Source organism: Granulicatella sp. WM01, assembly GCF_004570605.1.
In the GTDB taxonomy this organism is placed as follows: Bacteria; Bacillota; Bacilli; order Lactobacillales; family Aerococcaceae; genus WM01.
In genome coordinates this window covers 1-9,492 of the sequence record NZ_SPPB01000066.1, presented here as the reverse complement: position 1 = coordinate 9,492, position 9,492 = coordinate 1, and the positions used below count along the sequence as shown (strand labels likewise).

Genomic DNA, 9,492 nt, shown 5'->3' with positions numbered 1-9,492 from the left:
TGGATAGTGTCACTATCTGCTAGAAACTCACAAGAACGGGGTAAGTTTATAGACAATTCATGTCTCACCTGTTGTGCTACTTTTTTCTGTTGTTTTAGTCGTTTTACTGTTTTACGATGTGTTTTGGGAGAAATCATCCCATGGTTATAGAGAATGGTACGAACAGTTGTATCTGTTAAATTGATGCCATGTTCTTGTTTTAAAATTTCAGTAAAATGAACAACATTAGGTTTTAAATTGGTAAATGATTGGTATAGTTCTACAATAAAAGTTTTAGTAGATTCAGGTAGACTATGCTTTGGCGAGCGTTTTTTATTTTTATGAGAAAAAGCTGACTTACCCAATTGAACATAATTGTTAAGTAGTCGGTTAATTTGTCTTAATGATAAAGTTAATTCAACACAGGCACGTTGTTTTGTTTTTTTGCCATGATGAACGGCTTTGATGACGTTATATTTTTTTATTTCATTCACTGTTAATTCTATCCTTTTCATATCTCTAGTTTATCATTTTGGGACATTTTGTCATTCGATTACTTTAAGACATTATCACATTCGATTGATAAAAAATAAAAATAGTATAATTAACCTATTGACAAATAAAAAAAACATGATAAAATTTAGACATTAGAAAAAAGAATGGAGTGAGAAATATGTGTAAACAATTAAAATTCAATAATTTCTTACTTCGTCGTGCCTATTACTTTAGCTATTATAGATAATGTTTGCATGTAGATGCAAACAAGCTGTTTGTATCTATGAAGCTAGAGATTTTAGATGTGTCCATAGCTGATTAGATAATAATTTATCTAACGAGTAGCTAAAGGACTTAATTGGTAATTATATAGTCTATTTATATAGTCGGTTAGATAAAAGCTATCTAACTGGCTTTTTCTTTTTATCTAAAAAAATAATAAAAGGTGGTTTTATCATGAAAAAATGGATATTACGAGTTGGTTTATTCATAAGTGCAATAAGTATAGTAATGGCATGTTCTTCTAAGCAGAGTGAGCATGACGTTAAACAAAAGATTGGTATTTTACAATATATAGAGCATAATGCTTTAGATGCTGTTAATCGAGGGTTTGTGGAGGAATTAAAAGTACTCGGTTATGAGGACGGAAAAAATATTGTTATTCAACAAAAGAATGCGTCTGGAGATCAGAGTAATTTGCAGACTATTGCTGAAAAAATGGTATCTGACAATGATGTGATATTAGCTATTGCAACACCTGCTGCTCAAGCCGTAGCAGCTCAATCTGACAGTAAGCCGATTTTATTTACAGCTGTAACGGATCCTATTTCAGCTGAATTAGTGGAGAGTATGGAAAAACCAGGAGCTAATGTGACGGGGACAAGTGATCAAACATCAGTAAATAAACAAGTAGCATTGTTAAAGAAACTATTGCCTCAAGTAAAAAAAGTAGGGATTTTATATACTACAAATGAACGTAATTCGGAAATACAATCTAAGTTGGCTAAAGATGTTTTAGAACAAGCTGGATATGAAACAATTTTAAAAGGCATCTCTCATTCAAATGATGTTCAAGATGCAGCACGTTCTATTTTATCACAAAGTGATGCTGTGTATATTACAACAGATAATGTGATTTCAAGTACGATTAATTTAGTTGTTGAAGCATCATTAGAGAAAAAAGTGCCTGTTTTTGGTGGGTCAGAAACAGATGTTAAAGCTGGTGTGTTGTTTAGTTACGGAACGAATTATGATAAATTAGGACGTCAAACAGCACATTTAGCAGTGAAAGTATTAAAAGGAGAAAAAGTGGAAAATATTCCTGCTGAATATCCAAAAGATTTAGATGTTTTAGTAAATGAGGAAACAGCTAAGGCGTTTCAAATTGATACAACAACAATTCGTGATGAATAAAAATAAAGGAGTTTTGATATGGATAGCATAGTATCGAGTGTATCTCAAGGAATTTTATGGGCGGTTATGGCAATAGGTATTTTTTTAACGTATCGTATTTTGAATTTGCCTGATTTAACAGCCGAGGGGAGTTTTCCCCTTGGAGCTGTTGTATGCACACAAGCTATTGTTAATGGTATATCTCCTTTAGTTGCAACATGTTTAGGGGTTATAGCAGGAATGTTGGCAGGGGCGGTATCTGGATTTTTGCATACTAAGATGCATATTCCTGCACTATTAACTGGAATTATTACGTTGAGTGGGCTATATTCTGTTAATTTATTGATTTTGGGGAAGGCAAATGTGTCTTTGTTGAAGTCTAACACATTAATAAGCATGTTTCAGTCTTTTGGGTTATCTAAAACAATGGCTGTTTTGGTATTAGGTAGTTTAGTAACTTTCTTTGTTATTGGTGTGTTAATTATCTTTTTGAATACTGAGCTTGGTTTAGCTTTAAGGGCTACTGGTGATAATTACACAATGGGGCAAGCTAATGGTATTTTTGTAGATAGGGTTAAAATTTTTGGATATATGCTTAGCAATGGATTGATTGCGTTATCTGGAGCATTAATGGCACAAAATAATGGGTTTGTAGATTTGAATATGGGAGTAGGGACGATTGTTATTGGTCTAGCGTCTATTATTTTAGCAGAGGTTATTATTAAACATCTTTCATTAGGAAAGCGGCTTATTTCCATTGTTGGTGGTGCTATTATTTATCGTTTAATTATTGTGATGATTTTTATGACTAATATTGATACGCAGCTTTTGAAACTGGTATCGGCTATTTTATTGGCTATCATTCTATATATTCCTGAAATTCGTCAAAAGTTAGGGATAAAAAAGATAACTATGCCATAACAAGTAATAAGGAGAATAAAGATGACACTATTAAGATTAGAAAATGTGCACAAAATTTTTGAAAAAGATACAGTTAATGAAAATCATGTGTTAAAAGGCATTCATTTAGACGTTAATCAAGGAGATTTTATATCTATCATTGGAGGAAATGGTGCAGGAAAATCGACGTTGTTAAATAGTATTTCAGGAAGTGTAATGATTGATGATGGAAAAATCATTTTAGACAACCGGGAAATTCAAGAAGATAATGCAACTAAGCGTGCGGGCTTAATTAGTCGAGTATTTCAAGATACGAAAATGGGAACGGCATCTCAATTAACTATTGAAGAAAATATGGCTATTGCTAAATTACGTGGACAAAAACGCTCTTTGCTCAAACGAGCAGTTACAGAAGCGGATAGAACGTATTTTAAAGAAATATTGAGTCAGCTAGATTTAGGTTTAGAAGATAGACTACATGTGGATACACAATTTTTATCTGGTGGACAAAGACAAGCCTTAACACTAATAATGGCAACGTTGGTGTTCCCTAAAGTACTATTGTTAGATGAGCATACTGCTGCTCTAGATCCTAAGACAAGTGATATGGTAATGCAACTAACAAATAAAGTCGTTACCCAAAGACAAATAACCACTTTAATGATTACACATAATATGGAGCATGCTATTCAATATGGCAATCGTTTAGTAATGTTACATCAAGGACAAATTGTAGTTGATATTGCTGGAAAAGAAAAAGAACAGCTTACAGTATCTAAAATCATGACGTTGTTCCAAGAAAGAAGTGGTCATGCTCTAGTAAATGATGAATTGATATTAATGTAATAAATAAAAGTTAGAGAGAAAATGTATGTGAGTAAGAAGGTGTGTAATGTAGATAGTATGTTGTATAATGAGTTAAAATAGATTTATATGAAAAAATAGTGTATTTTATATAAGATTTTCTGAAATTAGGGCTAGACATGGGAACGGTGCCACAGGTATGATAGTGGTGTAAGATTTATATAAAAAATAGGGAAAATGTATAAAAGGGCTTAGTTTTTGTATTTTAATTAAAAAAATTAAATTTTCCGTTTATTTTTCTCTTGAATTTTACAAAGAGTTATAGTTAAATATAATCATATTATAATTTAAGTTATAATTGTTTTCATTTTTTTATAACAATTTTGAATAAGGAGGAACAGAAAATGTCAAACTCTAAAAAATGGAAATCCATTTTGTTGACAAGTGTATTGTTGTTAGGCTCGATAAGTCCGACAGTAGTACCGTTTGTACCTAGGAGTGTGCAAGCACAAGAAGTGGTACAAGCAAAACAAACTTTATCTAATGTGTCAGAAAATCAATTTAAAGACACAGATATTGTTAAAGTTATTGTGAAATTAAAAGAAAGTTCTGTTAATCCAGATCTTTTAAAGACACAGGAAGGTAGAAATCAACGTAAAGAAAGTACTAAACCATTGCGATTGAGTGTGTTAGAGGACATTCGTTCTAAAGGGATAACATATCAAAAACTTTTTGAATATGATTTGCTTTTCAATGGATTTGCACTAGAGTTGACGTATGCTCAAGCTAAACAAATTCAAGCTTTAGATCAAGTAGAGTCGGTTGAAGTTAGTGTGGATTATGAAGCACCTAAAGTAGATGTGAATAGTACAATTTTACCACCAGCTTTGTTGGGTAAAGCTATTGATAGTAATAATATGATTGATGTCCAAGCTCTTTGGGATAAAGGGATTAAAGGGCAAGGACAAGTCGTTGCAGTCATTGATTCAGGAATTGACCCTAGTCATGATGTGTTGAATATGACAGATATGACGAATGCTAAATATCCAACTGCAGCTTCTATCCAAAAAGCTAAGGAAACTGCCGGAATTAATTACGGAAAATGGTATAATGATAAGTTAGTTTTTGCGTTTAATTATGCAGATTGGAATGATGACTTAAAAGAGAAAAATCAAGAGTCACATGGGATGCATGTATCTGGAACGGCTGTAGGAAATCCGTCTAAACCGGCACCGAATGGCGATTATGTTGCAGGGGTAGCACCTGAATCACAGTTAATGTTTATGCGAGTGTTTTCAGATAAATTAAGTAAAGGAACAAGCTCGTTTATTTATATTAAAGCTATTGAAGATGCGGTTGCTTTAGGTGCAGATTCCATTAATATGAGTTTGGGTGCTGCATCAGGTTCGGTAATAGAAGTTGGAGATGCGGTTAATAAAGCGATTGAGTTGGCTAGACAGTCTGGTGTAACAGTTGTTATTGCGGCTGGGAACAGTGGGGTATTTGGTACAGGATATGCTAAGCCGTTTGCAAGTAATCCAGATTACGGATTGGTTGGAAATCCCTCTGTTGCCTATGAGTCTATTTCAGTAGCAGCCATTAATAATATTGCTGTGAGTGAAGATGTGATGACTGTTAAACAATTAGTTGGACATGCAGATTTTCCTAATGGAAAAGGGAGTATAAGAACGTATGCAACATTGTTTGATCCAACTCATGATTATGAGTATGTTTATGTTAATCTAGGAAAGAAAGAAGATTTTAATCAACTTGATTTATCTGGAAAAATTGCCTTAATTCAACGGGGTGAGATTACATTTACTGAGAAGGTGACGAATGCTAAAAATGCAGGTGCTGAAGGAGTCGTAATCTTTAATCATCAAGCTGGTGGTAATGAATTACCAGCAATGGCTTTAAATGGCATGGATAAAGACTATCCAATTGTATCTATAGGACATTCGTATGGAATGGAAATAGCTAAGCATAGTGGGTCATATACGTTAACGTTTGATGGTTCAAAAATTAAGAGAACTAGTGAAAAAGGAAATACATTAACTGATTTTACGAGTTGGGGATTGTCTTCTGATGGTGAATTAAAACCTGATGTGACTGCACCAGGAGGAGATATTTATTCTTCTTACAATAATGGAACGTACGGATTAAGTAATGGAACCAGTATGGCTTCTCCACATGTGGCAGGGGCAGTTGCTTTAGTTAAACAAGTATTGAAACAACGTTTTCCTAATAAAACAGCTGCTGAAATTCAAGCTTTAGTAAAACATTTGTTAATGAGTACGGCTAAAGTGAATATTAATAATGATACAAAAGCTTTAACGTCACCAAGACAACAAGGTGCAGGACTTATTGATGCAGCTAGAGCTGCAACAGGTGATTTATATGTTACAGGAACTAATGATTATGGAAGTATTTCGCTAGGAAACGTAGCTGAAAGTTTTGAATTTGATGTAGTGGTTCATAATTTGTCTAATCAAGATAGACAGTTAAATTATACGACGTATGTGAATACTGATGAGGTAAGTGAGGGAAATATCACCTTAAATCCACGTCAATTATTTACTCAAAATGGAGAAAGTACACTTACTGTTCCTGCTAATAGCTCAGCTAGTGTGAAAATTAGAGTGGATACCTCACAATATACTGCAGAGTTGCAAAAATTAATGCCGAACGGATATTATTTAGAAGGTTTTGTGAAGTTTTCAGATGCAACAACGCAACTTGATGAGGTAAGTATTCCTTATGTTGCATTTAAAGGGAATTTCCAAGATTTAGCCGTCTTAGAAAAACCAATTTATGATTTCACAGGTGAAGAAAAACCATTTTATTATTATGCAAATAAAGCGGAAAAAATACGTGATAAGGATAATCATGTGACAGCTTTAGTGTCATCTACACCAAGTGAACAAGGCAATATAGAAATTGCTATTTTAGGGGAATATGCTGATGAACAGGAAAATCCTGTGTTTGATAGAACAAAATTAGCCTTTTCACCTAACAATGATAATAAACAAGATATTGTGGCATTAAAAGCTGTTATATTGCGTAATTTTGAGAATTTAAGTTTATCTGTTTATGCAAAAGATGATGTGAACAGAGAACGTCCATTGTATACGTATGGAAATATGACTGGGCGTAAGACATATTATGATAATGGACAAGCTGCAAAATCTTATTTAATTCATGAAACTATCTGGAATGGAGAAGATGATGAAGGAAATAAACTCCCAGATGGAGAATATCAATATGTTGTTAAGTACCGTCCAGAGTCTTCTGCTGGAAAAGTGCAAGAAACAAGTTTCTTGGTTAAAATTGACACAGTTGCCCCAAAAATTGAGGATATTACCTCACAATATAACGCAAATACACGTCAATTTAATCCTACAAATATTGAGGAAAATGGAAGTGGGATTTATAAGAAGCAACTAGTTTATATTGAAACAGTAACTACTCCAGAGGGAGAGGAAACAGTTGAGGGGCATGAAATTCACCCAAATGCTGATGGATCTTATACTATTCCTGAAAATGTGGAGTTGAAAGATGTTTTGTTTAAAGTTGTTGACTTTGCTGCAAATGAAACAAGTATATATTTAGATGGGACGCTTGTTCAAACAGAACCTGAAGAAGAGGGGGATGATGAAGAATCTAATTCTTCAAAACAAGAAACACCAAAATTACCTGAAGGTAAAGGGGCAGTAGAAGTTAAGCTAAATCTTGATGAACAAGAGTATGATCGACCAGTTGCTGTTTTACGTTATAAGATAACAGATGAAGCTGGAAATATTGTTGGCGATATTATGAGTGCTAATAATCGTATTCTTCATACTTTACCTTATGGAAAATATACTGTTGAAATTGTTTTACTAGATGAAGAAGTTGAGCTTATTGGAGAACGAGTTGCTAAGGTTGAGTTAACTGAACAAAAACCTAAGCAAGATGTCTTGTTTGAAGCAAAAAGTATTGTTAAGAATAAAATGACAGTTCGTTTTGATAAATTGCCGCCAGCAAATACAAAAGTATATGCAGTGAATCAAAAAGGCGAGAAATTTAGCTTACCACAAAGTAAATATGATCCATTTGTTTTTGAAAAACGCATTGTGAATGGGCAGTATACTTTTGTTGTTGAAATGCCTGAAGGATATGAAACAGATCCTACAAAATTGACTTATCAAGTTGAAGATGCCATTAATGTGTTAAATGCTAAATTGGTTGAACCTACTTACGTGACACGTGTTGCGACATTGCCAGAAAAAACGCCAGTTGGTGAAGTTGAGTTAAGTCAGCAAGTGTTAAATACAACGCATCTTGTTGTAGATGAAATTAATGATGCAAATGTAATAGAAAAATTGCGTGGATCTGTTATTAATGTAGAGAATATTGAACGTTATCAAGCAAAATATTATGATATTTATTTGTCACGTAACAATAATAGAGTTAAAGTCGATGGAAGTCGTACGGTAAGTTTACAAGGTTTGAATAAAGTTGTTAAAATTTACCACGAAAAAGAAGATGGTACTCTTGAATTGTTAAAACATCAATCTACAGAGGATAAGGTAACATTTACTGTAAGTTCATTTAGTCATTTTGTTGTATTGACAGAAAAAGAGGCTCCAGTTGTTACTAAAGAAGCATTGCAAAAAGCTGTTGATGGAGTAGAAACTGTTTTAGCAAGTGATGCTTATGTGTATGATAGTGTAGAGCGTAAAACAGCGTATAATGATGCTGTTACACAAGCACGTCAAGTCTTGAATGATAGTCAAGCAACACAACAACAAATTGATGATGCTTTAAGTGCTTTGAATAGTGCTAAACAAGCATTGGTAGGTCAAGCACCTAAACCTCAACCAAATGAAAGTTCGTCAACTACAGAAAACTCTTCAGAAACGAGTGAAAGTAGTACAAGCTCAGCTAAACAAGAAACAAGCGAAAGTAGTACAAGCTCAGCTAAACAAGAAACAAGCGAAAGTAGTACAAGCTCAGCTAAACAAGAAACGAGTGAAAGTAGTACAAGTTCAGCTAAACAAGAAACGAGCGAAAGTAGTACAAGTTCAGCTAAACAAGAAACAAGCGAAAGTAGTACAAGTTCAGCTAAACAAGAAACGAGTGAAAGTAGTACAAGTTCGGCTAAACAAGAAACGAGCGAAAGTAGTACAAGTTCAACTAGAAAAGAAATGAGTGAAGGACGTACAAGCTCATCTAAGAAGGAAACAAACACATCTAAAGTATCAAATAATCAAGAATTACCATTTACAGGTCAAGCACAAGGATTAACGGTTGTGGGTGTTATGATTACGTTAGCAGGTGGAACAATCTTTATGCTAAAACGTAAACGTGATGGTATATCTTAATATGTGTTAAAAGATTAAGACTGAATGCATGTTGAAATGTTTCTGTTATATAAAATCATAACGATGTGGAAATGATTTTAAAAAAAGCAGTATAATAGTGTTGTTATATTGAGATTTTACAAAAAATCGTGTTGGTGAACAAAAAAGTTCGCCAACACGATTATTTTTTTATAGAAAAAAGTGAAGCAAACCAGTAAACTATAAGTTGAGACAAAATAGTAAAGAGGTGCTTCACATGGATAAGAATACCAGAAAATTATTGAAATTGGAAGAAGAATTTGAATTTCCAGAAAATTGGCTAACTCAAGACGTACAACATCATATTAAATATCATATTATTCATGCCAGCTGGGAAAGAAAAATAGAAAAATGTCATCATTGTGGGCATAATCAGCTGATTCGTTATGGGAGTTATTTAAGAAAAATAAAATGATTACCTGTTTATGAAAATCCCACTAAATTACATTTAAAAATGAGACGTTATCAATGTACTTGTTGTCATAAAACGATGACCTGTGAAACACCTATTGTTAAAAAATATTGTCATATTGCTACAGCT

The 9,492-nt window shown here is 33.3% G+C and carries 5 protein-coding genes and 1 pseudogene; 5 read left to right on the top strand and 1 reads right to left on the bottom strand.

Annotated features, from left to right (window positions below; genetic code table 11):
* Nucleotides 1–494 (bottom strand): annotated as a pseudogene (locus E4T68_RS07690) (helix-turn-helix domain-containing protein); the annotation flags it as partial.
* A gap of 436 nt (nt 495–930) precedes the next feature.
* Between E4T68_RS07690 and E4T68_RS09820 the strand changes: the two are divergent.
* From E4T68_RS09820 to E4T68_RS07670, 5 genes are all read left to right on the top strand, one after another.
* Nucleotides 931–1,887, top strand: a complete 957-nt coding sequence (locus E4T68_RS09820; RefSeq protein ID WP_228099283.1) for an ABC transporter substrate-binding protein — start codon at nt 931–933, stop codon at nt 1,885–1,887.
* A gap of 18 nt (nt 1,888–1,905) precedes the next feature.
* Complete coding sequence (locus E4T68_RS09815) at nt 1,906–2,787, top strand: ABC transporter permease (RefSeq protein ID WP_228099282.1); 882 nt, start codon at nt 1,906–1,908, stop codon at nt 2,785–2,787.
* A gap of 21 nt (nt 2,788–2,808) precedes the next feature.
* Nucleotides 2,809–3,612, top strand: coding sequence for an ABC transporter ATP-binding protein (locus E4T68_RS07680; RefSeq protein ID WP_135125722.1), 804 nt, complete (start codon nt 2,809–2,811; stop codon nt 3,610–3,612).
* A 362-nt stretch (nt 3,613–3,974) separates the two neighbouring features.
* Nucleotides 3,975–8,933 carry a S8 family serine peptidase gene (locus E4T68_RS09960; RefSeq protein WP_135125720.1) on the top strand — a complete coding sequence of 1,653 codons (4,959 nt, stop codon included), beginning with the start codon at nt 3,975–3,977 and terminating at the stop codon, nt 8,931–8,933.
* A 235-nt stretch (nt 8,934–9,168) separates the two neighbouring features.
* Nucleotides 9,169–9,366 (top strand): hypothetical protein, encoded by a 198-nt coding sequence (locus E4T68_RS07670; protein WP_135125718.1) that lies wholly within the window; start codon nt 9,169–9,171, stop codon nt 9,364–9,366.
* Nucleotides 9,367–9,492 lie beyond the last annotated feature (126 nt).